We start from the raw sequence: 24,672 nt of genomic DNA, 5'->3' as shown, positions 1-24,672 counted from the left end.
ATAGAATCATATCGGGCGCGTTTCTCTTTGTTATTGAGGTGTAAAATGGCGGCGGACAACAACTACAGCCTGGGACCAGTCCCACAGTCAGCTCGAAAGGGCATCTTATCCCTGACGATGGTCATGCTGGGATTAACCTTCTTTTCAGCGAGCATGTGGACAGGAGGAACGTTAGGCACCGGCCTTTCATTCAATGATTTTCTCCTCGCTGTTCTCATCGGTAATCTTCTCCTCGGTATTTACACTTCCTTTCTTGGTTACATCGGCGCCTCTTCTGGTCTTTCAACTCACCTTCTTGCTCGATTCTCTTTCGGAACCAAAGGTTCCTGGCTTCCTTCTCTCATTCTTGGTGGTACACAAGTTGGTTGGTTTGGTGTTGGCGTTGCCATGTTTGCTCTGCCAGTCCAGAAAGCGACAGGTATCGACACCAACATTCTGATTGCAGTCGCCGGTCTAGCCATGACCGCCACCGTTTATTTCGGCATCTCTGCGCTTATGATTCTCTCCGCCATCGCTGTTCCTGCTATTGCCCTTCTCGGCGGATACTCAGTCATCGAAGCTATCGATAGCCTGGGTGGTATTGAAAAGCTCCAACTCATCTCTCCTGAAAATCCTATGTCATTCTCAACCGCGCTGGTTCTGGTGGTTGGTTCATTCATTTCGGCGGGAACACTGACCGCAGATTTCGTGCGATTTGGTAAGAGTGCAAAAGGCGCTGTCGTCGTAACCATGGTGGCGTTCTTCATCGGCAACAGCCTGATGTTTATCTTTGGTGCAGCTGGCGCGGCAGCAACAGGTCAGTCAGATATTTCAGAAGTGATGATGATGCAAGGGCTGCTCCTTCCAGCCATCATTGTGCTTGGCTTGAACATCTGGACAACCAACGACAACGCGCTTTATGCATCCGGCCTTGGTTTCTCCAATATTACCGGGCTGCCAAGTAAATACCTGTCCGTTGCCAACGGTATCATTGGTACCCTATGCGCACTGTGGCTCTACAACAACTTTGTTGGTTGGCTGACCTTCCTTTCAGCAGCGATTCCGCCGATTGGTGGTATCATCATCGCCGATTTCATCAAGCACCGTGCGCGTTACAAAGATTTTGCCAACGCCGAGTTTAAGACCGTGAACTGGGCAGCAATTGGTGGTGTGGCCGCGGGTATTGCGGCTGGTCACCTACTCCCAGGTATCGTGCCTTTGAACGCCGTATTAGGCGGTGCAATCAGCTATCTTGTACTGGATATGCTAAACAACAATAAAAAAACCGAATCTGCTCGCGTGTGAGCCAAAGAGGAAACCTCAATGTCAGCATCTCTACTGATTAAAAATGTTGTTATTCGCGGTCAGGAAACGCCTTCGCAAATCCTGATTGAAGACGGCGTTATTCGCGCCATTGAAGACAACAGCGCTGAGCTGAAAACAGATGCAACCGTAATTGACGCAGAAGGCGGTATGGCATTGCCACCTTTCTGTGAGCCTCATATCCACCTGGACACCACGCAAACCGCTGGTGAGCCAAGCTGGAATATTTCAGGCACCTTGTTTGAAGGTATCGAGCGCTGGGCTGAGCGCAAAGCCATGCTGTCTATCGAAGATGTGAAAGCACGTGCAAAACAAACCCTGAAGTGGCAAATCGCTAACGGTATTCAACACGTCCGCACCCACGTTGATGTGTCAGACCCTACCCTGACCGCATTGAAAGCCATGATTGAAGTGCGTGAAGAAATGAAGCCTTGGGTTGATATTCAAATCGTGGCGTTCCCGCAAGAGGGCATTCTCTCCTACCCAAACGGTAAAGAGTTACTAGAAGAAGCAGTAAAGATGGGTGCAGACGTTGTGGGTGCCATTCCACACTTCGAGTTCACCCGTGAATACGGTGTTGAATCCCTGCACTACGCCTTTGAACTGGCGCGTAAATATGACCGCCTGATTGACGTGCACTGCGACGAAATTGACGACGAACAATCACGCTTTGTCGAAACCGTAGCGACACTGGCACACAAATATGAAATGGGCCACAAAGTGACAGCGAGTCACACGACGGCAATGCACTCTTACAATGGTGCTTACGCGTCTCGCCTATTCCGTTTGCTACGTATGTCTGGCATCAGCTTTGTTGCGAACCCACTGGTGAATATTCACCTGCAAGGCCGTTTTGATGACTATCCAAAGCGCCGTGGTATTACCCGTGTCAAAGAAATGCTGGCATCAGACATTAACGTTTGTTTTGGCCACGACGACGTGTTCGATCCTTGGTATCCACTGGGCACCGCCAACATGTTGCAAGTGCTGCACATGGGACTGCATGTTTGCCAAATCATGGGTTACGACCAACTGAACCAATCGCTGGATTTGATCAGCCATCACTCGGCAAAAACCCTGAACATCCAAGACAACTACGGTGTGGAAGTTGGCAAACCGGGCAACCTGCTGATCCTGCCTGCTGAAAACGACTTTGATGCCCTGCGTCGTCAGGTGCCTGTTCGCTACTCTATCCGTGCAGGTAAAGTGATTGCAGAAACCCAACCTGCTACCACCTCATTACACCTTGAAGAGACCGAAGCCGTCACCTTTAAGCGTTAATAATAAAGCCCCGCAAGCGCGGGGCTTTATTATCCACTGAATCAGTTCAGCTCATCAAACCCGTTTATACCCAATGGCGCGCCGCCATTGACTGCGTCCTGTGCAATGGCACCATAGAGTTTTCCGCCTTCGAAGTTCACTGTCAGGGGACCAATTGCGACGGTTTTCGAACCAGCAGGTGTGATGGAAACCACCGCTTCGCCCGGCATTAAACCGACACCTGTTATCGTCTGTTTGTAGACGAAATTGCTGATGGTAGGGCTGGCGCTGGAAATATCCGCGGTCGGCGTAATGTAAACATCCACAGTTCCCGCAGAAACCGAGCCGTGAACCAGTGAGATCTTCGCTTCTGTTGCAACTTTTCGGCGATCTTCCTCAAAGGGAAGCAGCTCGATATCAAACGAGTCGGAAGCCTCTACCGAGCCCAAAACAATGGCGTTATAGAATTTACCTTGCTCGAGGGAGACAGGGATATCTTTCAGCACATCCGCACTTAATGACGGTACGTTCACCGTTACATCCTGCGTACCTGCAGGAACCTGCAAGAAAGGAGATTCGTTCAAATAAGTCAGGTCAGCCACAGCAGGGGTTGTGCTGTCATTTAAGAGTACGTTGACCGCTGGCGCGTCTGATACAGCATGAACCGCACGAAGATCTGCACCTGTCGTCTGGTCAAAAATCACAGATGCTCCTGTACCGGACGCTGCGACCAACACGACTGGCGACGTGGTATTCCCGCCGTAAACGTTTGGTGCTGCGGTGACCAACAAATCAGAACCGGATGCCAATGGCAGGCTGCCACTGTCATAAACCACCGTTTTTGTCCCCTCAGGCGCAATGCGGATTCGGTAATCCCCCGCGAGAACTGAGAGTGGATCGCTGAATTGTCGGTAGCTCAGTGTCAAAGCTGGTGAAGCCGATGCAATGTCCTCATCTGGCGAAGTCACGTACACATCGACAGTGGGTACAGCTGGCGAACCATGAACCGCCTGCACTCTGACATAGCCACTAGCAACCGCAGAATCCGCATTCTCCACCACCAGCACTTCCAGAGAATTGTCGGCGACACTGCCTATCGCAATCGCAGAATAATTGCGTTCAGCTTTCAGATCGTAATCTTCCGTAATAACCGTCAGTGTACTTTGGTCAGGCAACAAGGCGTTTACCTTTACCTCGTAGTTCTGTGAAGCGACCTTCGCAAAACCGCTGCTCTCTCCATAATCCAACCCTTCCACCAAGGCAGATTGGTTCGCCGTTATATTGACTTTTGGCGCATCCGCTCCCGCGTGGATAACCCTGAGCGAGGCCTGCGTATGCGAACCTCCGCCTCCACTACTTCCCCCACAGCCATAAAGTGAAAAGCCCATAATCACATACAAAATCATTAGCCATTGTTTCATCTCGTCACTCCTCTTCTTTCAACGAGTGACTGTGTTACACAATGACGCGAGGTTAGGATCAAAAGGTCAAATCTGAAGATTTAAGATGAGAAATATCAACGTAAAGACAAGGTATTATTGGAAGTGATCCAAATGGCTCGGCACGCTCATCATTCAACTCACTGTAATTTATAAATAACTTAGCAGCATCCTTGATATTCGCTTCGCGTGAGTGATTTTCATCATGAATGGCTAATTTAAACAGTGATTTACCTCTGTCTTTATTAAGAAGCAGTATTCGCAAAATAACACCACACTTTTTGTGTGAACTCAGCTTAAATTCGCTGCCGACTTTCTGTACACAGCCACCTCATAGGCATCTAATTACATAAAAATACGATCAAACTAAGTTGGTGACATGTTTCCACAAATTATTATTCTCAACGGAACAGGCAGCGCCGGGAAAACCAGCATTGCTAACGCACTCATTGAACGTCTACCCCGCCAGTACTTGAACTTCAGCATAGACAGCGTGCTTTACGCCCTCCCTCCTTCGGATCTGAAAGCCATGATTGAAGGCAAACCTATTTTCCGTGAAGGCTACGACTACCCAACCTTAGTAGAGGGGTACCATCAAGCCGCAAAAGGATTAGCAAAAGCAGGCTGCTACCTAATCCTTGATAACGCTTGGACTGTCGACGAAGAAAAGAAAAACCTTCTGGCCGCATTAGAAGGTTTCACTGTTTGTATGGTGGGTGTGAAATGTCATTTGCTGATTGCCGCCAGGCGCGAGAAAGAGCGTGGAGACAGAGCGATTGGACTGGCGGAAAGTGAATACAACTACGTTCACCAACACCTGTACTATGACATTGAGCTTGATACCACGAGTCAGTCACCGGAAGCGGCGACAACAGAGCTACTCAAATGGCTGGAAACGAATCCGGCACTGCTCGGGGCTCAACGCAGTCAGAAAAAGCTCAATGCGTGTTTAAGTGCTGCCTAGGATCACTACATACACCTTTTAATGCTTGGCACGGACTGGGAATCTGTTTCTGCCCCAGCCCAGAGCCAACAATGAAAGCAAGCTCAACCATCCCAGACTGCCACCACCTCCACCACCGGAAGAGACGTTATCTTGCGATGCGGTTTCTGATAGCGATAGGCTCGCACCTTCAAACGCTTCTGAGCCATATACCATGACGTAATAGGTGCCCGAAGTCAGGCTAGAAAGCTGACAGGTTTCCTGGTTGGAACTGGACGTGGATTTACAATCATAGACACTTGTCGTCGGTGCAGCGCCTCCGCGGACATACAAATCAGCGTCGCCTATCCCGCCACTCAGGGAAATCGTCAAGCCTCCCCCAGACATTGGCGTTGCTGGCATTGGTGTCGCCGACATCGCCGATGCCCGATTAGCAGACAAAACACCTGCTGAGCTTACGGTGAAGGAGTAGTAAACCTCCTCTCCCTGAAGCCCTTGAATGTTGGTGATAGGAGCGGATGTGTCGATCGGATCTGCACGTTCTTCCGGCGCTTGGGAACTACTTTCCTGTGTCAGAGAAATAGTGACACCAGAGAATGCTGCGTAGCCATGAAGCATCACAAAGAACTCATCCCCCGCGCTGCCCTGGGCAATACAACTTTCATTGTTGCCATAGTAGTAAGGGCGGCAATCGTAATCTGATTGGGAAGGCGTGCTGCCTTTTTTAAGGTAAAGGTCAGCATCACCCGAGCCACCAGAAATACTGACCCGTAGGCTGCTGCCATCATCCGGCAAGGTGAAGCTGTAGAAAAGCATGTCACCGCGGGTACCTGACAAGCTGGATACCGCATCGCCGACATTCAGAACCTGTGGCGGAGATTCCACTACATCCAGTTGGACAGAAGCACCCGAGTAGGCCGTTTGCCCCACCACCAGCACATTGTATTCACCCGTGCCTTGCAAGGTCACATCACACACTTCGTTATTGTCTGACGTGGTGGAAGCACAGTCGTAATCACTGGTTGTTGGCCAGCCATTGTATTTCACGTAAAGATCCGCGTTCCCCGACCCACCACTTATGGCCACAGATGCAGAATCCGTATTCGCGGGGAGCGAGAAGTAGTAATACGTTTCAGAACCGCTATCGCCACTGGTGTTATTCACAGGCACACCGCTGGTGAGTTCAGTAGTATCCAGACATGCGTAAACACCCACTTGGCTGAACGCATCGACCACGTCAGTAGTGTTGTAACCTAAATCATCCGCGGCGCGGGCCACGCCACAACCGCCTTCATCAAAGGTGGAATCCGGCGTCCAGTAAAGTTTGTTTGCAATGGCAAAGGCTGAAAAGGCCTTTTTAACGTCCCAGTCAGGCTTGGTCGCAAGCAAATAGAACGCGCGGTTAAACACGCCACTGGAGTAGTGAACATCCATGCCATCGTAATATTGGTTCGCATGGTCGATTGAGCGGCCATCATCCGACGGGGTGATAAAGTAACGCAAAGCGCCCGCAGATTTGTAAATGGCACGACCAACCTGCCAATCCACGCTGCCTTTCCAGTAAAACTCTGCTGCTTCCCCGGCAATATCAGAGAAGGCTTCGTTAATGCCGCCCGACATGCCAGCATAAATCAGATCTGAGTTTTGGTCGGTAAATCCGTGGCTCACTTCATGCGCTGAGACATTGACGTCCACCAGCGGATAAAAACGAGACTGACCATCACCAAATGTCATTGATGAGCCGTTCCAAAATGCGTTTTCGTAGTTGCTGCCATAGTGAACACGCATCACCAGTTGGAAGGTCAGCGGAGACATGCTCAACCAGTCCTGATACATGTCGAACACCAGGTTGCCGAAGAAGTGCGCGTCGTTCAGCGGCGAGTAAGCACCGTTGATAGATTTAAACGTGTTGGTATTACTGGCATCTGCGCAAGCATAAGAGAAGGCCGTAGAACCGGACGTACCATGGTTCAGGTTTACCGTTTTCACGTTCGCCGTTTCTAAAGTACATGTCGATCCCACTTTGTTAATTTTCATTTCGGCATAGTCAGTGCCGAAAATGTATTGCCCAGTTTTCTCATTCCCGCCAGGGCCGCGGCCCTTATCTTCAATGTGTGCAAGCCCTTCCCACGTTTTCAGGATTTCACCGGTTTTAGCATCAATGTATGCGCGTGGGCGGGTTGGTTTTCTGGCGGGAAGGAAGAAGCTGACTTCATAGACCAAACGTGGAGAGCCCTGCTCATCAAGCCAGACAAACAATTCCGACTTTTCGTTTTCAGGCGTCAGAATTTCAGCCGCAGGCGCCCCAATTAAATGTTGGTCTTTCAGAATTTGAAGGGCACGTTGTTGACTGACAGAAGGCGTTACGGAGGCCAAGGTATTGCTGAGAGATGAAACCTTTAACCCTCGGGCATTAGCGTATTGATTGTTCACATTGTCTGAGACAACACGGCCTTTGCGCACGGGAACACCTTGGAAAAACTGCTGGTGTTTCACCTTCACTTTGCCGTTAGGCAAAACCACGGTTTCAGACGGATAAAATCCTGTTTTTGAAGAGGATAAGCGACTACGCATTGCCGCTGCAGAAGGCGCGTTTTGAAACACAGAATCATCCGCCTTAACAACCTCGGCAGCATTTACCTTCAAAATCAGGAAGTTCAAAAAAATAAATCCAAACAGGAAAAGCGCGCGACCTAACATCCATCCCCCAGTAGTCTCACAACAGAAACATGCGTAACGATTATGATTAATCATGGTTGAGGGTTGAGTATTGATAAAGCGAAAATGAATATTTTTTGACCCAAATGATCCTATTTTGAGACTTTTAAAAATCAAGGTTTTCGGTGGGAGATTTAATGTTTTCTAAGTCAATGGGTTATGCTTACGGCAAAAGGAAAGAAATTAGGCTCTCACAGTGCCTAATGTTGTAAACCTTATCGACGGGCTGGCAGGACGCCGTAAAACCATCCAAAGAAGCACTGAATCTGGTGTTTGATTGACAACTGGGGAACGGGCATCACTTTTCGCTAAACGGCGGAAAATCTGAAAGAAATAAGCGAGCTTCTCTATTGCACCACTGAAGCGTAGTGTTTAGTGTTGTAACCGGATACTCACGATACAAACCAGGATCAGGATATTGTTGTGGAACAACTAGAGTTTCTTATCTCCTTTTTTACGGAACACAAATTTCTGCTCACTCTCGTTGTGATCACCCTTTTCATGCTGACTCGACGAGTGCTGATCAAGTTGATTTGGGGTGATTCCAACTTCCTGAGTGAAGAGCAGCGTAAATGGATTTCACGCACCAAAAACGGCTCCTTTACCATGCTTCTCGTGGTCATGTTTTTGGTCTGGCGTTCAGAAATCAATGAATTCGCACTGTCACTCACAGCTATTGCCGTTGCTGTCGTCGTCGCTTCCAAAGAGATTATTCTTTGCTTTACTGGCTCCATCCAACGCGCCAGCTCTCGCTCATTTCAAATTGGTGAATGGATCGAAGTCGGTTCGCTTTGTGGCGAAGTGATTGAACACAACCTGATGGCGACCAAAATTCAGGAAATCGACCTGCATCACGGCACATACAACTACACAGGAAAAACGGTTACCTTCCCGAATAGCCTGTTTTTCACCACGCCCGTGAAGAACCTCAATTTCATGAAACGCTATGTTTATCATGAATTTATTATCACAGTAAAAGAAACCGCGAACTTGTATCCGTTAGTGCCGAGCTTGCTGGCGAGAATTGATGACCACTGTGAAGACTTCTACGAAGTGGCGACGCGCTACAACCACGTGATTGAACGTCACGCCGGTGTCGACCTTCCGGGTGCAGATCCACACATTCACGTCACTTCGACTGAAATGGGCGACCCACAGGTACATGTTCGCATCTTCTGTCCGACCGAGCGCGCGACAGAATTGGAACAACTTATCCGCGAAGATTTCATGACTATGTACTGCGAAAGAGTCCTAAAACAACCGCCTGTCACCTTTGCCGAAGATTTGCTGACAGATTCCGACTCTAACGCGCTACATTGCTGATAACCCTTCCAGTTTTATCGACAAAAGGCTGCCTATTTTAAAAGGCAGCCTTTTGTATTTTCCGCCCAAATTTTTCAACTTTGTTAAATCCCCAAGGTAAAAATTTCATCATTCCACCGTCATAAAAGTACTTTTATGCACCGCTTTTGTTTCCAGTTGCCTTTTTTTGATCTTTGATTGTTATGCAGATGTTAACACTCGTTCGAAGTACATCTTTATCAAAGAGGAACGCAATAATGCTGTCTACAAGGAAAACGCTAACTACCATTGCTGCTGCCTGTGCGGCTTTTTCCGCCACCACTTTTGCGGCAACTGAGCTGACAATCGCAACGGTGAATAACGGCCACATGATCGAAATGCAAAAGTTGAGTAAGGAGTTCGAAAAAGAAAATCCTGATATCAAACTCAACTGGGTGACGCTTGAAGAAGGCGTACTTCGCCAGCGTGTGACCACCGACATCGCCACCAAAGGTGGTCAGTTTGATGTAATGACCATCGGTATGTACGAAACCCCAATTTGGGGTGAAAAAGGCTGGCTGAAAGAAGTCGAAACCGATGCCGCTTACGACGTTGACGATCTCCTGCCGGCGATGCGCGCAGGTCTGTCTTACGACGGTAAACTCTACGCAGTCCCTTTCTACGGTGAAAGCTCCATGGTGATGTACCGTAAAGATCTGGTCGACAAAGCCGGCATGACAGTGCCAGACCGTGCGACCTGGGGTCATATCCGTGACGTGGCAGCGGCCATTCACGATCCAGACAACGGCGTATACGGTATCTGCCTGCGCGGTAAGCCAGGTTGGGGCGACAACGCAGCGTACATCACCACCATGGCCAACTCTTTCGGTGCGCGCTGGTTTGACGAAGACTGGAAACCACAGCTGAACTCACCAGAGTGGAATCACGCCGTCAGCTTCTACGTTGACCTGCTGAGCACTTACGGTCCTCCGGGTTCAAGCTCAAACAGCTTCAACGAAATCCTGGCGCTGTTCAACGAAGGCAAGTGTGGTATGTGGATTGATGCCACTATCGCAGCGTCTTTCATCTCCGATCCTAAGCAGAGCAAAGTTTCTGACAAAGTGGCCTTCGCACAAGCACCCGTTGCTGTGACCGACCGCGGTGCAAACTGGCTGTGGGCATGGGCGCTGGCGGTTCCGGCAGCAACCAAAAATGCTGAAGAAGCACAGAAGTTCATCACTTGGGCAACGTCTAAGGACTACATCAATCTGGTCGCAAAAGAGAACGGCTGGGCGAACGTACCTACCGGTACCCGTCAGTCAACTTACGACAACCCTAACTTCCAGGAAGCCGCAGTATTTGCTGAAGCAGAACTGGCAGCAATCAACTCAGCAGACCCAGCGAACAGCACCCTGAAACCAACTCCTTACGTGGGCGTTCAGTTTGCTGCCATTCCTGAGTTCCAGGCGATTGGTATTGCTGCAGGACAGCAGTTCACTTCTGCCCTTGCAGGCAAAGTCACTGTTGAACAAGCGCTGAAAAACGCCAACAAGTCTGCGGATCGCGAGATGCGCAAGTCTGGCTACTACAAGTAAGCACCTCATTGCCGGGCAGTCACCTGCCCGGCTTTTCCTTCTCAGCTTTACTGGTAATTTCAAATGCAAAAATGGTTGCCTCGGCTATTGGTTGCGCCTTCCTTTGTCAGCTTGCTGCTCTGGATGATCGTCCCGCTTTCCATGACGATCTACTTCTCAACCATCAGATATAACTTACTTTATCCGGGAGACAACGAATTCATCGGCTCGATGAACTTCGAGTTTTTCTACACGGACGAAGCTTTTTGGCCCGCGATCATCAACACCTTAACCTTGGTGGGTATGGTACTGGTTGTTACCGTCATTGGTGCGCTGATCATCGCCATTGCGCTGGACAAACCTTTCTTCGGTCGCGGCATTGTGCGCGTACTGTTGATTTCTCCTTTCTTCATCATGCCAACCGTGAACGCGCTTATCTGGAAAAACATGATGATGCACCCGGTATACGGCGTGTTAGCCGCGCTTTGGGAAAGCGTTGGCTTGCAGCCCGTAGACTGGCTGGAACAATTTCCGCTCGGCTCCATCATCGCCATGATCAGTTGGCAATGGATGCCCTTTGCGTTGCTGATTTTCATTACCTCGCTCCAATCCATGGACCACGAACAAAAAGAGGCCGCATTACTTGATGGTGCGACAGGCTGGCAGGTATTCCGCTACCTGACACTGCCCCACTTGGCGCGTCCGATTGCCGTGGTGATGATGATTGAAACCATCTTCATGCTCTCTGTGTTCGCGGAAATCTTTGTCACCACGGGTGGTGGCCCGGGCTATGAATCCACCAACCTCGCTTTCCTGATTTTCGGGCAGGCATTGATGCAATTTGACGTAGGTGTCGCATCAGCAGGCGGTCTTATCGCCGTGATCCTCGCCAATATCGTCGCATTCTTCCTGATCCGAGCGATCGGCAAGAACCTGGTGACCTAAGGGGGCGTTATGGCTAAACATGTTTCACTTATCGACCAAACTGGCTGGCTGCGCCCCATCATTTGCTGGGCATTGGCGCTGCTGGTGTTCTTCCCAATCCTGATGATGCTGATCACCGCGTTTAAAACCGAACAGCAAGCGATTGAAGTACCGCCCTCGCTTATCTTTGAACCGACGATAGAAAACTTCGATTTGGTTCAGGAGCGAAGTGACTACCTGAAATTCGCGATTAACTCAGTGATCACCGCATTCGGCTCAACCATTCTGGCACTGATCATTGCCATTCCTGCGGCGTATTCCATGGCCTTCTACCCTAAGAAGCACACCAAGGATATGTTGCTGTGGATGCTTTCCACCAAGATGCTGCCGGCTGTGGGCGTATTGGTGCCGATCTACATTCTTTGCCAGAAAACCGGGCTGCTCGATACCACCTTGGCGCTTACGATCATCTACACACTGATCAACCTGCCCATCGTGGTCTGGATGCTGTTCTCCTACTTCAAAGATATTCCAAGAGACATCCTTGAAGCTGTTCGGCTGGATGGCGCAGACACACTCGGTGAAATCCGCCATGTGTTGCTGCCGCTGTCTCTGGGTGGCATTGCGTCAACCGCGCTGCTTTCCATCGTACTGAGCTGGAATGAAGCCTTCTGGTCAATCAACCTGACCTCGGCCAATGCGGGCACACTCGCCACCATGATTTCCACTTACTCCAGTCCAGAAGGGCTGTTCTGGGCGAAGCTTTCTGCGGCTTCTACTTTGGCCTGTGCGCCTATCGTCATTCTCGGTTGGTTCTGTCAGAAACAACTGGTTCAGGGATTAACCTTCGGGGCTGTAAAATGAGCTACTTACAAGTCAATCATCTATATAAAAAATACGGCGACGCGCTGGCGCTCAAAGACATTGATTTTGAAATTCAAAAAGGCGAGTTCGTCGTCTTCGTTGGGCCATCAGGCTGTGGTAAATCCACCTTGCTGCGCACCATTGCGGGGTTGGAAAACGCCTCCGACGGCGACATCCAGCTAGACGGTCAGTCGATCATCGAAACTCACCCGTCCAAACGTGATGTGGCCATGGTGTTCCAGAGCTACGCGCTCTATCCGCACATGTCAGTGAAAGACAATATGTCCTTCGCGCTAAAACTGGCAAAACGCCCGGAAACTGAAATTCAGGAAAAAGTCGCCAAGGTATCTAAAGCGCTAAAGCTGGATGCCCTGTTGGACAGAAAGCCCAAAGCCCTTTCCGGTGGTCAACGCCAACGTGTGGCCATTGGTCGCGCCATTGTGCGAAACCCGAAAGTCTTCCTGTTCGATGAACCACTTTCCAACCTGGATGCCGCACTGCGGGTCGAAATGCGTATCGAGCTTTCCCGCCTGCATCAGGAACTTGGCGCAACCATGATCTACGTGACCCACGACCAGATTGAGGCCATGACGTTGGCAGACAAAGTGGTGATCATGGCTCAAGGCGAAGTGGCACAAATCGGCACACCGCTGGAGCTCTACCACCAGCCTGCTAACCAGTTTGTTGCGACCTTCATCGGCACACCAAAAATGAATGTGCTGCCAGTGGATAACGCAATCAACAGCAATGATGCGCTGAACGTCAACTTCAATGGTGACGCCCACATCCAACTCAATCCTGACGCGTTCGAAGCCAGCGCCGCGGATGCCAAAGCCATTGGTTTCCGGCCCGAATCCCTAACCTTCTGTTCACCGGAAGAAGGCGATTTGAAAGGCGATGTGGAAGTGATCGAACAATTGGGTTCAGAAACCCTGACCTATGTACGCACATTGAGCGGCGAAACTGTCGTCGTACGTGCTGATCCGAAATATACCCCGAAGCTCCGCGATGCCATTGGTGTGAAGCTGGATCCGTCTCGCGTGTACCTGTTTGATGCCAATGAAAATGCCGTGAACATCTATGGAGAGGTCAGCCATGTCTGAGCATAACCGCCTTGTCCACTTTGGGATCGGAGCGTTTCATCGCGGACATCAGGCGTATTATCTGCACTTACTGAACCAACAGCTCCCGGAAGCGGAGCGTTGGTACTACACCGATGTGAATCTGCGGGAGGAAACCCGCGCCATTCCTGATGCGCTGCGCAAACAGAATGGGCGCTTTCACTTCAAGCGCATCGCACCGGATGGCAACGCCGACTACATCGAAATCACCAGTATCGACCGGGTGGAGGATGCTTCCTCCAACCCTTCGGTGATCCAGACCATCTTTGATGATGACAAGGTCAAAGCCATTACCATCACAGTGACAGAAGGTGGCTATTACCTGACAGAGTCGGATGATCTGAACCTCGCCCACCCCGAGATCGTGCAGGATATTGAGGTGGTGAAATCAGGCAGTGGCCAACCGAAAACCCTGTTTGGCTATTTAACACTGGCGCTGCTTGTGCGCCAAAAAATGGTGAATGGCGCAATCACCGTGGCGACCTGTGACAACCTGAGAGATAACGGCCACCGACTGAAACAAGCATTCGGTCAGTTTGTTGAAGCCGCACAGTTAGACGAGTTAACCCAATGGATTAGTGACAACGTCACATTTCCTTGTTCGATGGTCGACAGAATTACACCCGTTCCTCCGAAAAACCTGGCAGAAGACGTCGAGCGTGAAGTAGGTAAAAAAGACCTCTGCCCCATCATGGGCGAAGATTTCGAGCAATGGGTGATTGAAACCAAGTTCGCGACAGACTTTCCTCCGCTTGAACAGGTCGGCGTCACCTTTACCGACAAAGTGCAGGCGTTCGAAGAAACCAAAATCCGTATCCTCAATGGCGGACACTTCGGGCTGTCTTACATTGGTGCCTTGCGCGGTTACCAAACCTACGACGAAAACATCCGTGATGACGAACTCAACGCGTTGCTCAAGCAATACCACCAAAACGAAGTCATCCCGACCATTTATGAACACCCTTTTGATTTGGAAAATTATCGCCAAGTCATTGTATTGCGGTTCAGTAATACCTTTATCGCCGATTCCATCGAGCGTATTGCGATGGACAGTATCAGCAAGTTTCCGCAATTTATTCTGCCCACCATCAAATTTAACCTTGAGCGCGGATACGTGCCGACCGCGGCAATGACCTTAGTCAGCCACTGGTACTGTTTTCTCGCTTTGTATTTAAACGGCAAGCTCCAGTTCAACTATAAAGATCCTTATCTCCACATTGCAGAAAAGTGGATGCAATCGCCCGAGCCGATTAAAGCGTTCCTCGCCGATCCCGATATCTGGCAAGGACTCAACAAACGCTTTCCGTTCTTTGGCGAACAGCTCGAAGAGCAAATCAAACAAACGCTTGATGGCTATCAGGAGCGCTACCCATGACACTATCACTCCAACAAAATGGTGCGCCGTTACTTGAAGGAAAGGTTGCCCTGCTGACCGGTGCCAATGGCGGCATCGGGCTTGCCGTGGCGTATGCCTACCTCGCCAGCGGTGCAAAATGCGTGATTGCTGACATACCGCTCGACCCTTCACCAGGTGTGGCAGCGTTGCAAAGTCAGTTCGGAGAAAACGTCGCTTATCATCACTGCAATGTGACAGATGCCGACGCGCGGCATCACCTTGTCACCTCCACTATTTCGCAGTTTGGAGCCATTGATGTGCTGTTCAACAACGCTGCGATTTTTGACATGGGGCCATTGTTGGAGGCCACGGAAGAACAGTACGACAGGCTGTTCAATGTGAACGTCAAAGGCATGTTTTTTCTGATGCAGGATGTCGCCAAAGCCATGGTAGAAGCAGGCAATGGCGGCAAGATCATCAACATGGCATCACAGGCCGGTCGTCGCGGTGAAGCACTGGTTGCTCACTACTGCGCGACCAAAGCCGCCGTGATCAGCTACACCCAATCTGCCGCCCTCGCGCTCGCGGAACATGGCATTACCGTGAACGGCATTTCTCCCGGCGTAGTCGATACCCCGATGTGGGATCACGTTGATGCCTTATTCGCCAAATACGAAAACCGCCAACCCGGCGAGAAGAAAAAACAGGTGGGCGAAGATGTACCTCTGGGGCGCATGGGCGTGCCGAATGATATCGCAGGCACCGCGCTGTTTCTGGCCTCTTCCCTTTCTGATTACATCACCGCCCAGACTTACAATGTCGATGGCGGCAACGTGATGAGCTAAGCCTATGGCCACATACCTTGGCATTGATATTGGCACCTCCGCCGTCAAAGTCATCCTGATGGGAGAAAACGGCGATGTGCTCGATTCCCAGTCAGAATCTTATGGCTTTGACTCGCCTCATCCACTCTGGCGCGAACAGGATCCGGAGATCTGGTGGAACGGCTCTCGCGCCGCCATTGCCAAAATACGCGCCCGACAATCCTATGCCTGGAGTGCGGTCGCAGCGATCGGGCTTTCCGGCCAAATGCATGGCGCTGTTTGCCTCGATGAAAAGAACCAACCCGTGCGCCCTGCCATTTTGTGGAACGACGGACGGGCTTTTAAAGAGTGTGACACCCTCAACCAACAGCTTCCGCAGTTGGGAGAAAGCTCTGGCGTGCCAGCCATGCCGGGATTCACCGCGCCGAAATTGCTGTGGTTAAAGCAGTTCGAACCAGAGACTTTCAACAAAATCCACAAAGTGGTTCTGCCGAAAGATTACGTGCGCCTGAAGCTCACGGGGGAACTCTGCACCGATGTAAGCGATGCAGCTGGCACACTGTGGCTAAACGAACAGATCAGAAATTGGGATGAGAACGTCCTCAACGCCAGCGGCATTTCGACAGCGCACATGCCAAAACTCATCGAAGGCAACGACATCAGCGGCACGTTAACCGCAGAAACCTCGCTCGAGATTGGGCTTCCTGTCGACACGCCTGTGTGTGGCGGTGGCGGCGATGCCGCCGTTGGAGGCGTGGGCATTGGTGCCATCAATGAGGGCGATGCCTTTGTCTCGCTCGGGACCTCCGGGCAAATCTTCGTCGCCAAAGAGCGCTATGTCGCCAACCCTCAAAAACTGGTCCATGCCTTTGCCCACGCGATCCCAGATCGCTGGTATCAAATGGCCTGCCTGCTCAATGGCGCCAGTCCGCTAGCGTGGTTTTCAACCATTAGCGGCCAGCCAGTTCCCACACTGCTAAAAGAAGCCGAACAACATGGTACGGGTAACGGCTCAGAGATGTTCCTTCCTTACCTCAGTGGCGAGCGCACACCACATAACAACCCCTTTGCGACAGGCAGCTTTCAGGGCATCACCTCCACCACAGAACGGCACCATATGACACAAGCCATTCTTGAAGGCATCGCCTACAGCTTGCGGGATTGTTTACTCGCACTGTCTGACAATGGACTGCCATTTCATGCATTGGGTGCCATTGGCGGTGGTGCGCGCAGCCAATACTGGCTGCAAATGGTAGCGGATGTGCTTGAAGTGCCGATTAACCAATATGTTGGCGGCGAGACCGGCCCTGCGCTCGGCGCAGCAAGGTTAGCGATGCTTTCAGTAAAAGCGGGTACGCTTGAAGAGGTCTGCACCACACCTGTTGTCTCGGCAACGTTCCAACCCAACGCAAGCCGTCAGGCGTATCATCGGGAAAACCATCAACGATTTATTCACTATTACCAGCAGCTTGAGCCAACCATGGGCCCACGCGATAAGAATTAGGTGAGCTATGTCTGCAGCCAAGGATCCCGTTTGGGAGTTTATACAAATCGACGAGCAATCCATCTTCTACAAAGAACATGGCGTGCCCGCATCCTGTATTCATTGGCATGTTCATGAGCAGTATGAACTGCATCTGATTGTGAAAACTAACGGTAAGGCCATGATTGGCAACTATCTTGGCCCCTTTTCTCCCGGTCAACTGACTCTGGTTGGCCCATGGCTTCCACACAACTGGGAGAGCAATCTGGCACCCGGTGAAAGCCATCAGCTACGCGATATGGTGATTGTGTTCGAACCGGACCTGTTTGATAAAGCAACCAAGTCATTTCCAGAGCTGGCGCAGCTTGCTCCTGTGTTAGAACAAGCCAAAATGGGATTGGAATTTCTCAACGTACCCTTTGAAAAAGCCGTCGAGTTTTTTGTGAAGGTCAGGGAAAGTTCGGGCGTCACCCGTCTGGTGAATTTTCTCGCGTTTCTGGATTACCTGAGCCAGCGAAATACCCGCATTCTCTCAAGCCTGCCCGCGTCTGAAGTGAAAGATGCCGGCACACTGCAAACCCGCATCAATGATGTTGTCGACTATGTGATGGCGAACTACCAGCAACCTATCCGCCTGAAAACCATGGCTGACAGACTGGGAATGACAGAGTCTTACTTCTCGCGCTTTTTCCATCAATCTTCCGGCCACCGCTTCACCGACTTTGTCAACCGGGTGCGGATCCAGCGCGCCTGCGTATTACTGAGTGATACCGACGACACCATAGCCGACATCAGCCAAACCGTGGGCTTCCATAATCTGGCGAATTTCAGCCGTCAGTTCCGACGCATTAAAGGCGTCAGCCCGCTGGCTTACCGCAAGAAACACGCCTCGCCGAACATACTGTAACGGCCACTATCAGGGATCGAAGCTCTGGACTTGCCCAGACTTCGGCACCTGTGCCTGTTCCAGCAAATCTTTATCGAGAAACTCTGTGAGGGCGAAACTGGCCTTGCAGTAGCTCTGGCTTTCCGCGAACACATCACGGGCATAATCAATGCTTTCTTCCGCCAGACGGCGTTCTTCAGGAGAGTTTTCGCTGTCGCTGAACGCGATTTGCTGTGCGAGCAACTGGGTACGAAGGTTGTTACGGCAGATAGGCTCACTGACATTCACCTGCTGGCGTTCAAACGTGCTTTCCGCACTGTTAACGTCATCAGCATCGAGAAGTTCAGCGGAGTAGGCTGTTGATGCGAAAAGTAAAAGCGCAAACGCGGCAATCGCGCGGGAGAAAAATCGCAGTGGCAACATCTTTCTCATCATTCAATTAACGTGTGGCGAGATTATTCCATAAGTGAGAATGATTGTTGAGGTGCATCGCCAATTTTTGAACCGGGATAATGTAACGAAATGCTGACCCAATCCTCTTAAATTCCAACTATCTGATTTCTTTGAACAATATCTCATCAGTCACGCGATAACTGCGAGTTTAGTCGTGCCTTCACTTATGCACTTTGTGGTACATTCCGCCGGATAAATTAGACAGAGATGGCGTGTTGTTTGCCGAGAAGAAAAGGGCGGTAGCTTGGGGCTGGGTGAGCCAAGATATCAACGATTTTTTATGAGTAAAACCGCCGCTGGAAGCAGATAGTAAAAAATTAAACGTTTTTAGTCTGGGACGCCCGATTTTGACATAGCGGAAAGAAGCATAAGGTCTTAACACACTAATTTATAGGGAGTCTATGGCGGATGTGTCTAGGTCTACACGAACTAATCGAGCGTCCCGCTTTTGGACTAAACGGGCTTTATGCCCGCTAATGACTTGTTAACTAGTTTTTGCAAGGGATTAATATGAGTCGAAATAGTCAGCAAAAAAGAGCAAAAAAGAAAGCTTTAAAAAACAAAGTTGAAAATCAAAAGGCTGAGAAGTTAAGAGTAAAAATGAATACAATTTCAACCATTTACCTTGACGAGTCAGGAAACACTGGATCAAATCTATTAGATAAAGACCAACCAGTATTCTCATTAGCTAGTTGTAATTTCACTGAAAAAGAAGCTCAAATACTAAGTAACCTAGTTGGAAGTCAATCTGATCATGAAATTCATTTCAAAAGATTAAAAAGAAGAAAGCCGGGACAAGACGGTATCATTCGCCTTATGAAGCATGCATTGGTCAACCCAGATAACATTAAAGTAAATATATTCCACAAACGATTTATGATTACTTCAAAAATTGTTGATACGTTAATTGAGCATATGCTTCATATGCGCGGTGAAGATTTATACATTAACGGTAGGAATATCGCACTATCGAATATGCTTTTTTACTGCTTAGAATCATTCTGCGAAGAAGAAAAAGTTACTGAAATGTATCGTAAATTTATTGAAATGATTAAGGAAAAAACACCTTATAGTATTTCATCATTTTATTCTATCGTCGGAGAAGTAAAAGAGTCGTCGACACATGAAAGCTTTAAGTCATCAATTGACCAAATATTGGAAACTAAAGATTATATAGATGATGCTTTATCTAATATTGATAAGTCTTCTTTAGACCCATCAATACCAGCTCTTTTTGCACAGTGCGTACAATGGGGTCAGTCATCCCCTAGAGGATTCCATTTAATCCACGATGATTCACATGCTGTAGAACAACAGAAACTATTATTTGCACAATTTATGGATTGGACGCAAGAGACTGTAGAATATGGTTATGATCGCCGAAAGTTTGGCTTACCTTTGAAAGGTAAGTCATTAAAATTTGAAAGCTCTCATGACCACCTTCAACTACAAATAGCTGACATCATCACAAGCTCTTTTACTCATTGGGCTGCAGGTGTTTTAAAAGGCGAAACCGAAGAATATCTATTTGTTGAACTTAATAAATTAAATCTTGATCGATTTATTGGGAATAATAAAATTTGGCCAACACCAGATGTTGATCCAAAAGACTTAGGAACTGTTCATGACGGTGGTTTAAATGCTGCTAACCATATTCCTATTTATCTAGCTAAAGCCACGCCAAATCCTGAGGTAGCAACCAGTTAACAAGTTGCTCAAACGGACAAAAAACAGCTGGCTATTGCTCGTTCCTCGCTAATTTTAGCCAGCTATTTTATTGCCGATTAGCAAGACGTTAAGCTTCAATCGATAATTTTAGGAGTTGTAATGAAAATATATTTCTCGGATTTCTTTGACGTTAGTGAAGAATCGATTGAAAGCTATGGCGCTTTCAATCCTTCATTAATCAATGATATGCCTCTGTTTGTCGATCCGTTCCTATTATTCAATAGCGAAAAAAAACAGTATCAAGATTTACACAGCGATATGATTCAATACCTCGCTTTTCTTCGAGAGGTTTCAAAGGACGACGGAATCAATAAAGGGTTATTGAAAAGTTGGTTCATGTTCCCAGAGGTGAAGCAAAATTGGTTTGGGTACAGTACAGTAGGGAATGGAGGCAGTGGGCTAGGAGCAAAATTTGCTAAGGCGCTAAATGAAAATCTACATACTGTGTTTACGAACTTTGGTTCTGAAGAAATTACCACGAGCAGTCATCTTGAAAAACTATGCCTTATTAGAGATGGTGTTGGTAGGGATAACATCAGTGACTTTACGACAAACTTGATAAAATCGTTTTTACTTGAATATACACAAGAGTTCGCAAAGAAATATATCAATAAGGACTTCAGGCAAGTTCACCTTGTTGAAAAGGTTTATTTTAATTATCAAACCAGAACTTGGGTTAATAAGGAATTTGATCTACCAACCATTGATGGTGACTTTGTGCTGTTAACTCCGAAAGACATTCTCACCAAAGATGAAACATGGATTAACAAGGCTGATATGGTCGCTAACTTCAGCGGCATTGCTAACGCAATACCAAATGACCAGCTAAGAGCGCAGTTAAATGACTACCTAGCGCGTAACCTTCCTGTCGATCCTAACAAAAAAGACTACGACAAGGCCATTGCATCCACAATCCTTAAATATCCTGAATACATTGACTATTTTATTAAGTTTAAAGAAGACTCCGGTGAAGAAGCTAAAGATATTAGTAAGTTAAAAGTTAAAGAAACCGAAGTTATGTTTATTGAGCGAGTTAAGTCTTTGGCTGAAAAGCTCAAAGAAACTGAGTTTTACGAAAATAAGCCAAACACGTTTGACGAAACTCTTCAACGTATAAAATTCATGAAGCAAGTCATTGAAAACAATGACGGCTATAAGATCTTCCACATCAAAGGACAACCTGTTAAGCGAGAATCAGATCTACAACTTTTATTCCGTTTAACTTGGTTTGCATCAGTTTCTGACGTAAACGCTGAAGTTAATAATGGTAGAGGTCCTGTTGACTATAAGATTTCGCGAGGTAATCGAGATAAAACTCTAGTAGAGTTCAAATTAGCCAGTAATAGCAAATTGAAACAGAATCTCAAGAATCAAGTGCAAGTCTATGAGGCAGCGAATCAGACCAAGAAGTCGATAAAAGTTATTCTATATTTTAACGATACAGAGTTAGCTAAGTTGATCAAAGTCTTCAAAGAGTTAGAGTTAACAGAGGGTGATACGTTAGTAACTATCGATGCCCGTCCAAATAAAGATTCCGCTTCCAACGTAAAATAGACAACTACAGGGACAGACACTTTAGTGGTTATGAAGGTGTCTGTCTTTCGTAAGAAAAAAGAGACCTAACTTAATATAAGTTGCTTCGCCAAATCATTATAAACAAGGATAGTTATGGAAGATGTTATTGAGCGTGCCATTGCGCTTAGAAGAGTTGAAAAGCACGAGGAGTCGCGGGCGCTGCTGTCAGATTTGCTAAGAGACCCTGAGCTCAAACCACAGGCTCACCTCAATATAGCGTGGTCTTTTGATAGTGAAGGGAAAGAAAAGGAGGCGATTCCGCATTACAAGGAATGCCTGAAAGGGCACCTATCAAAAGAAGATCGCTTTAATGCATTGCTGGGGCTTGCCAGCACGTTGAGATGTTTAGGGCATTTTGAAGAAGCATTACCCTATTTCCAGACTCTTAGCGATGAATACCCAGATTCTGAGGCAGTTAAACCCTTCTTTGCTATGTGTCTCTATAACTGCGGACACCCCAAGAAAGCAGTTGAAATGCTTTTGTCTACTTTGCTTTCTACAACAAACTCCGATGAGTTACTGGCTTACTCAGCAGCACTTTCCCTCTACTCAGAAGACATTGAGAGGACCTGGTAGTCAGTCATCATCGGTTTTTTAATCGCTCAACACCGTCATTTATACAACACCAATACGGTGGTAGATGATGTGATAATGCGTTTAGAGACATACAATAACAAAGATGCTGCTCCGCTCCATCACGACCAGCTTTAACGTTAATCATCATCAAGGGGAACAAAGTTGTGATCGAAACAAACCGGCTCATTTTGCGGGATTGGAAAGAAGAAGACTTTGCGCCTTTTGCTCAGTTAAATGCTGACCCAGAAGTGATGCGGTACTTCCCTTCCACCCTTTCCCTAGAAGAAAGTAATGAACAGGCGATGCGTATTCAATCGCTGATTACTGAGAGAGGCTGGGGTTTTTGGGCCGTTGAACTGAAAGCCACGGGGCAATTTATCGGTTTTGTTGGGCTTCACAGTCAAGATGAACGGAGCGGTATTCCTTGCGCGCCCTTTGTGGAGATTGGCTGGCGATTATCTTCTGAATATTGGGGAAAAGGTTATGCCCCAGAAGCTGCACTTGGCGCGTTGGAGTTTGCTTTTTGTAAGCTGGGTTCCCCTTCGGTGTACGCATTTACCGCACTACCCAACAAGCCTTCACAACGTGTTATGTCCAAGCTGGGTATGGAAAACGTTAACCAGAACTTTGACCATCCTAAACTCCCAAAAGGGCATGATTTAGAAAGGCATTGTCTTTATAAGATCTCACGAGAGCAATGGTTTCAGAAGTCTAAATAGCCCGGTTAAACATTCGCTTTCAGTACCCGAAATATCTTCCCACTCAGCGCAACAAATCCTTGCCACAATGAGCCTGTGGGTAAAGGGTGAGAAGCGACTCACGGTTTTGTGCTTCGAGTCCTTCAAGTCATCAGTTGAACATCTGTTTTACATCTCAATTGGGGCGACGTTCTGTATTCTTATGGTAATAATTCTCAATCGCTTTTGTCATGCTATGCCTTTGGTTTTTGCCGTGGCGTCAGCAGAGCAATACGCATTAGGCTGCTAGGCCACTTTGATGGGTACCCACCAGTCAAAGCATGTCAGGAGAAGATAGATGTACTTTTGGAATATTGAAGCGCTAAAAAGCAACATCAAGCAAGGCGGTTTCTCGGAGAAAGATCGCTTTCGCTATGTTTTGATATATATCGTGCTGGGTTTGCTTAGCATGTCGTTTGGTGCCTACTTCCCTTTGGAAAACCCTAACCTTTGGGACAAAATTGACGACGTCGGTTTGCTTGTCATTACGATTGTAGGAACCTTTTTCGCTTATAAAGCCAATGGCGGAGACAAAGGTACAGACTTTCTTGGGCGCTATTTCAGTATCAATTTTGTCGTGACGCTGAGGTTATTGCCTTGGTTGATACCGATGCTGGTTGTCTTAGGGGTTTACTATTTCTATGTGTTTCCTTTAGAGGAAGACATCGTCACGACTCCCTTTGAAGTGATACTTTTTCAAGTTTGGTTTGCGTTTCTTTACTTCCGTATGTGTAAGCATATCGGTGATCTTAAAGAGGCAGGCTGAAACAGCGGATCGGGACAGACGCTATGAGAAAGGTCATGCCTATTTGCCTTAAAGGTTAATGGCTCCTCTTCAAAACAGTGTCTTTCCCGTTTAATTTCATTCTCTACCCCTCAAACTCTTCCATCTCAATCAAGAGCAACGTGATCTTTCTTTCGAGATCAACATCATAACTATTGATGCCTTGCATGCCTTTTGCTTCTATTTCGAGCTCTCTGACAATATCCATGACTTTTCCTCTCGTGCTGAAAGCTGTGTCCTTCTTTTTCACAAAGAATGGGATATGCGCTACAACTGCTTATCCCGAGTAGAATAAATTTTTAATTCATTTAGCCATTTATGCATACTTAGTCTGATATTTTACAATCTAGTCTATTTTCTCATAGCAAGTAGACTAAACTAGACTTTCTTTGTTTAGCGTTGAATTTTAGATTATATTTTTTGAGGAATTGTGTTGAAGTATTTAGTAATAGGATTATCTCTAATAACTTTATTTGGGTGCGAATTCCAATACGAATTTCAAAATACAAGTCGGCACACTGTGACAATAATTGACCCTAAAAGCATTGATGTTATATGCGCAATGGCTGCTATAGATAATGACTTGGGGTTTCATGATATAAAAAATGTCGGCAACGAGATAACGATGAAATATGAAAATATTGACGTGGCAGTTACTGTTGAAGAAAGTAAGTTTACTATTGTTTCCTCCAGCGATCCAATTATTCAATTTAAAATTGATGACACTCTTTCAGAAAAGATCAGTGATTTAGTTAAGAATAGTTCCGAAATCATTCATGTGGCATTAAAAGAACATTGTGTGATTTAAAGATAAGATTTGAATTTATAGGGTAGTCACTTACAATAGGATTAGCTAAAATAGCG

22 protein-coding genes are annotated in these 24,672 nt (G+C 47.8%); 18 read left to right on the top strand and 4 right to left on the bottom strand.

What is annotated here, in order from left to right; all coding sequences use genetic code 11:
- Positions 1 to 45: 45 nt before the first annotated feature.
- Together codB and QL223_RS01475 are read left to right on the top strand one after the other, a co-directional pair.
- Positions 46 to 1,284 (top strand): cytosine permease, encoded by a 1,239-nt coding sequence (gene codB / locus QL223_RS01480; protein ID WP_039850058.1) that lies wholly within the window; start codon positions 46 to 48, stop codon positions 1,282 to 1,284.
- 18 nt (positions 1,285 to 1,302) lie between these two features.
- On the top strand, positions 1,303 to 2,583 hold the full coding sequence (locus QL223_RS01475; RefSeq protein WP_281543636.1) for a cytosine deaminase: 1,281 nt from the start codon (positions 1,303 to 1,305) through the stop codon (positions 2,581 to 2,583).
- A gap of 41 nt (positions 2,584 to 2,624) precedes the next feature.
- Here the strand turns inward: QL223_RS01475 and QL223_RS01470 are convergent, their stop codons facing one another.
- Positions 2,625 to 3,983 (bottom strand): DUF4397 domain-containing protein, encoded by a 1,359-nt coding sequence (locus QL223_RS01470; protein WP_281543635.1) that lies wholly within the window; start codon positions 3,981 to 3,983, stop codon positions 2,625 to 2,627.
- Between the two features lie 397 nt (positions 3,984 to 4,380).
- Between QL223_RS01470 and QL223_RS01465 the strand changes: the two genes are divergently transcribed.
- On the top strand, positions 4,381 to 4,965 hold the full coding sequence (locus QL223_RS01465) for a chloramphenicol 3-O phosphotransferase (protein ID WP_002539015.1): 585 nt from the start codon (positions 4,381 to 4,383) through the stop codon (positions 4,963 to 4,965).
- 18 nt (positions 4,966 to 4,983) lie between these two features.
- Here QL223_RS01465 and QL223_RS01460 read toward each other — a convergent pair whose 3' ends face one another.
- On the bottom strand, positions 4,984 to 7,644 hold the full coding sequence (locus QL223_RS01460) for a pre-peptidase C-terminal domain-containing protein (RefSeq protein WP_281543634.1): 2,661 nt from the start codon (positions 7,642 to 7,644) through the stop codon (positions 4,984 to 4,986).
- A gap of 441 nt (positions 7,645 to 8,085) precedes the next feature.
- On the opposite strand from QL223_RS01460, the gene QL223_RS01455 reads away from it, so the two are divergent.
- The 9 genes from QL223_RS01455 (at position 8,086) to QL223_RS01415 (ending at position 17,976) form a co-directional block, all read left to right on the top strand.
- Complete coding sequence (locus QL223_RS01455; protein WP_281543633.1) at positions 8,086 to 8,985, top strand: mechanosensitive ion channel family protein; 900 nt, start codon at positions 8,086 to 8,088, stop codon at positions 8,983 to 8,985.
- Positions 8,986 to 9,221: 236 nt separating this feature from the next.
- A complete protein-coding gene (locus QL223_RS01450; RefSeq protein WP_046304927.1) occupies positions 9,222 to 10,538 on the top strand; it encodes a sugar ABC transporter substrate-binding protein in 1,317 nt (438 codons plus the stop codon).
- Positions 10,539 to 10,601: 63 nt separating this feature from the next.
- Positions 10,602 to 11,462 (top strand): sugar ABC transporter permease, encoded by an 861-nt coding sequence (locus tag QL223_RS01445; RefSeq protein ID WP_002539008.1) that lies wholly within the window; start codon positions 10,602 to 10,604, stop codon positions 11,460 to 11,462.
- 9 nt (positions 11,463 to 11,471) lie between these two features.
- Complete coding sequence (locus QL223_RS01440; protein WP_281543632.1) at positions 11,472 to 12,305, top strand: carbohydrate ABC transporter permease; 834 nt, start codon at positions 11,472 to 11,474, stop codon at positions 12,303 to 12,305.
- On the top strand, positions 12,302 to 13,408 hold the full coding sequence (ugpC, locus tag QL223_RS01435) for a sn-glycerol-3-phosphate ABC transporter ATP-binding protein UgpC (RefSeq protein WP_281543631.1): 1,107 nt from the start codon (positions 12,302 to 12,304) through the stop codon (positions 13,406 to 13,408). The genes QL223_RS01440 and ugpC overlap by 4 nt, the downstream gene beginning before the upstream one ends.
- Complete coding sequence (locus tag QL223_RS01430) at positions 13,401 to 14,801, top strand: mannitol dehydrogenase family protein (RefSeq protein WP_281543630.1); 1,401 nt, start codon at positions 13,401 to 13,403, stop codon at positions 14,799 to 14,801. Before ugpC ends, QL223_RS01430 begins: the two co-directional genes overlap by 8 nt.
- Complete coding sequence (locus QL223_RS01425) at positions 14,798 to 15,607, top strand: L-iditol 2-dehydrogenase (RefSeq protein WP_002539002.1); 810 nt, start codon at positions 14,798 to 14,800, stop codon at positions 15,605 to 15,607. The genes QL223_RS01430 and QL223_RS01425 overlap by 4 nt, the downstream gene beginning before the upstream one ends.
- A 4-nt stretch (positions 15,608 to 15,611) precedes the next feature.
- The gene (gene xylB, locus QL223_RS01420; RefSeq protein ID WP_281543629.1) at positions 15,612 to 17,090 is read left to right on the top strand and encodes a xylulokinase; all 1,479 of its coding nucleotides are present in this window, start codon (positions 15,612 to 15,614) and stop codon (positions 17,088 to 17,090) included.
- 7 nt (positions 17,091 to 17,097) lie between these two features.
- The gene (locus QL223_RS01415; RefSeq protein WP_046304938.1) at positions 17,098 to 17,976 is read left to right on the top strand and encodes an AraC family transcriptional regulator; all 879 of its coding nucleotides are present in this window, start codon (positions 17,098 to 17,100) and stop codon (positions 17,974 to 17,976) included.
- Positions 17,977 to 17,985: 9 nt separating this feature from the next.
- On the opposite strand, the gene QL223_RS01410 is transcribed toward QL223_RS01415, so the two are convergent.
- Positions 17,986 to 18,378, bottom strand: coding sequence for a hypothetical protein (locus QL223_RS01410; protein ID WP_281543628.1), 393 nt, complete (start codon positions 18,376 to 18,378; stop codon positions 17,986 to 17,988).
- 540 nt (positions 18,379 to 18,918) lie between these two features.
- On the opposite strand from QL223_RS01410, the gene QL223_RS01405 reads away from it, so the two are divergent.
- The 5 genes from QL223_RS01405 to QL223_RS01385 all read left to right on the top strand — a co-directional run bounded on the left by QL223_RS01405 (position 18,919) and on the right by QL223_RS01385 (position 23,790).
- A complete protein-coding gene (locus QL223_RS01405; RefSeq protein WP_281543627.1) occupies positions 18,919 to 20,115 on the top strand; it encodes a DUF3800 domain-containing protein in 1,197 nt (398 codons plus the stop codon).
- 120 nt (positions 20,116 to 20,235) lie between these two features.
- Positions 20,236 to 21,690, top strand: coding sequence for a hypothetical protein (locus tag QL223_RS01400; RefSeq protein ID WP_281543626.1), 1,455 nt, complete (start codon positions 20,236 to 20,238; stop codon positions 21,688 to 21,690).
- A gap of 114 nt (positions 21,691 to 21,804) precedes the next feature.
- Positions 21,805 to 22,287 (top strand): tetratricopeptide repeat protein, encoded by a 483-nt coding sequence (locus QL223_RS01395; protein ID WP_281543625.1) that lies wholly within the window; start codon positions 21,805 to 21,807, stop codon positions 22,285 to 22,287.
- Positions 22,288 to 22,451: 164 nt separating this feature from the next.
- Positions 22,452 to 23,006 carry a GNAT family N-acetyltransferase gene (locus QL223_RS01390; RefSeq protein ID WP_002538991.1) on the top strand — a complete coding sequence of 185 codons (555 nt, stop codon included), beginning with the start codon at positions 22,452 to 22,454 and terminating at the stop codon, positions 23,004 to 23,006.
- Positions 23,007 to 23,322: 316 nt separating this feature from the next.
- Positions 23,323 to 23,790 (top strand): hypothetical protein, encoded by a 468-nt coding sequence (locus QL223_RS01385; protein ID WP_281543624.1) that lies wholly within the window; start codon positions 23,323 to 23,325, stop codon positions 23,788 to 23,790.
- Between the two features lie 103 nt (positions 23,791 to 23,893).
- Here the strand turns inward: QL223_RS01385 and QL223_RS01380 are convergent, their stop codons facing one another.
- A complete protein-coding gene (locus QL223_RS01380) occupies positions 23,894 to 24,016 on the bottom strand; it encodes a hypothetical protein (RefSeq protein ID WP_281543623.1) in 123 nt (40 codons plus the stop codon).
- Positions 24,017 to 24,241: 225 nt separating this feature from the next.
- On the opposite strand from QL223_RS01380, the gene QL223_RS01375 reads away from it, so the two are divergent.
- Positions 24,242 to 24,616 carry a hypothetical protein gene (locus QL223_RS01375; protein ID WP_281543622.1) on the top strand — a complete coding sequence of 125 codons (375 nt, stop codon included), beginning with the start codon at positions 24,242 to 24,244 and terminating at the stop codon, positions 24,614 to 24,616.
- The last annotated feature ends 56 nt before the right edge of the window (positions 24,617 to 24,672 follow it).

Source organism: Grimontia sp. SpTr1, assembly GCF_947387585.1.
Classification (GTDB): domain Bacteria; phylum Pseudomonadota; class Gammaproteobacteria; order Enterobacterales; family Vibrionaceae; genus Enterovibrio; species Enterovibrio indicus.
This window is presented reverse-complemented; position numbering and strand designations above follow the sequence as displayed.

Coding starts and splice junctions, on each gene's coding strand:
- QL223_RS01410 (WP_281543628.1), bottom strand. CDS start 18,378: ATGTTGCCACTGCGATTTTTCTCCCGCGCGATTGCCGCGTTTGCGCTT.
- QL223_RS01430 (WP_281543630.1), top strand. CDS start 13,401: ATGTCTGAGCATAACCGCCTTGTCCACTTTGGGATCGGAGCGTTTCAT.
- QL223_RS01400 (WP_281543626.1), top strand. CDS start 20,236: ATGAAAATATATTTCTCGGATTTCTTTGACGTTAGTGAAGAATCGATT.
- QL223_RS01470 (WP_281543635.1), bottom strand. CDS start 3,983: ATGAAACAATGGCTAATGATTTTGTATGTGATTATGGGCTTTTCACTT.
- QL223_RS01450 (WP_046304927.1), top strand. CDS start 9,222: ATGCTGTCTACAAGGAAAACGCTAACTACCATTGCTGCTGCCTGTGCG.
- ugpC (WP_281543631.1), top strand. CDS start 12,302: ATGAGCTACTTACAAGTCAATCATCTATATAAAAAATACGGCGACGCG.
- codB (WP_039850058.1), top strand. CDS start 46: ATGGCGGCGGACAACAACTACAGCCTGGGACCAGTCCCACAGTCAGCT.
- QL223_RS01440 (WP_281543632.1), top strand. CDS start 11,472: ATGGCTAAACATGTTTCACTTATCGACCAAACTGGCTGGCTGCGCCCC.
- QL223_RS01380 (WP_281543623.1), bottom strand. CDS start 24,016: ATGGATATTGTCAGAGAGCTCGAAATAGAAGCAAAAGGCATGCAAGGC.
- QL223_RS01405 (WP_281543627.1), top strand. CDS start 18,919: ATGAGTCGAAATAGTCAGCAAAAAAGAGCAAAAAAGAAAGCTTTAAAA.
- QL223_RS01395 (WP_281543625.1), top strand. CDS start 21,805: ATGGAAGATGTTATTGAGCGTGCCATTGCGCTTAGAAGAGTTGAAAAG.
- QL223_RS01445 (WP_002539008.1), top strand. CDS start 10,602: ATGCAAAAATGGTTGCCTCGGCTATTGGTTGCGCCTTCCTTTGTCAGC.
- xylB (WP_281543629.1), top strand. CDS start 15,612: ATGGCCACATACCTTGGCATTGATATTGGCACCTCCGCCGTCAAAGTC.
- QL223_RS01475 (WP_281543636.1), top strand. CDS start 1,303: ATGTCAGCATCTCTACTGATTAAAAATGTTGTTATTCGCGGTCAGGAA.
- QL223_RS01385 (WP_281543624.1), top strand. CDS start 23,323: ATGTACTTTTGGAATATTGAAGCGCTAAAAAGCAACATCAAGCAAGGC.
- QL223_RS01415 (WP_046304938.1), top strand. CDS start 17,098: ATGTCTGCAGCCAAGGATCCCGTTTGGGAGTTTATACAAATCGACGAG.
- QL223_RS01460 (WP_281543634.1), bottom strand. CDS start 7,644: ATGTTAGGTCGCGCGCTTTTCCTGTTTGGATTTATTTTTTTGAACTTC.
- QL223_RS01425 (WP_002539002.1), top strand. CDS start 14,798: ATGACACTATCACTCCAACAAAATGGTGCGCCGTTACTTGAAGGAAAG.
- QL223_RS01465 (WP_002539015.1), top strand. CDS start 4,381: ATGTTTCCACAAATTATTATTCTCAACGGAACAGGCAGCGCCGGGAAA.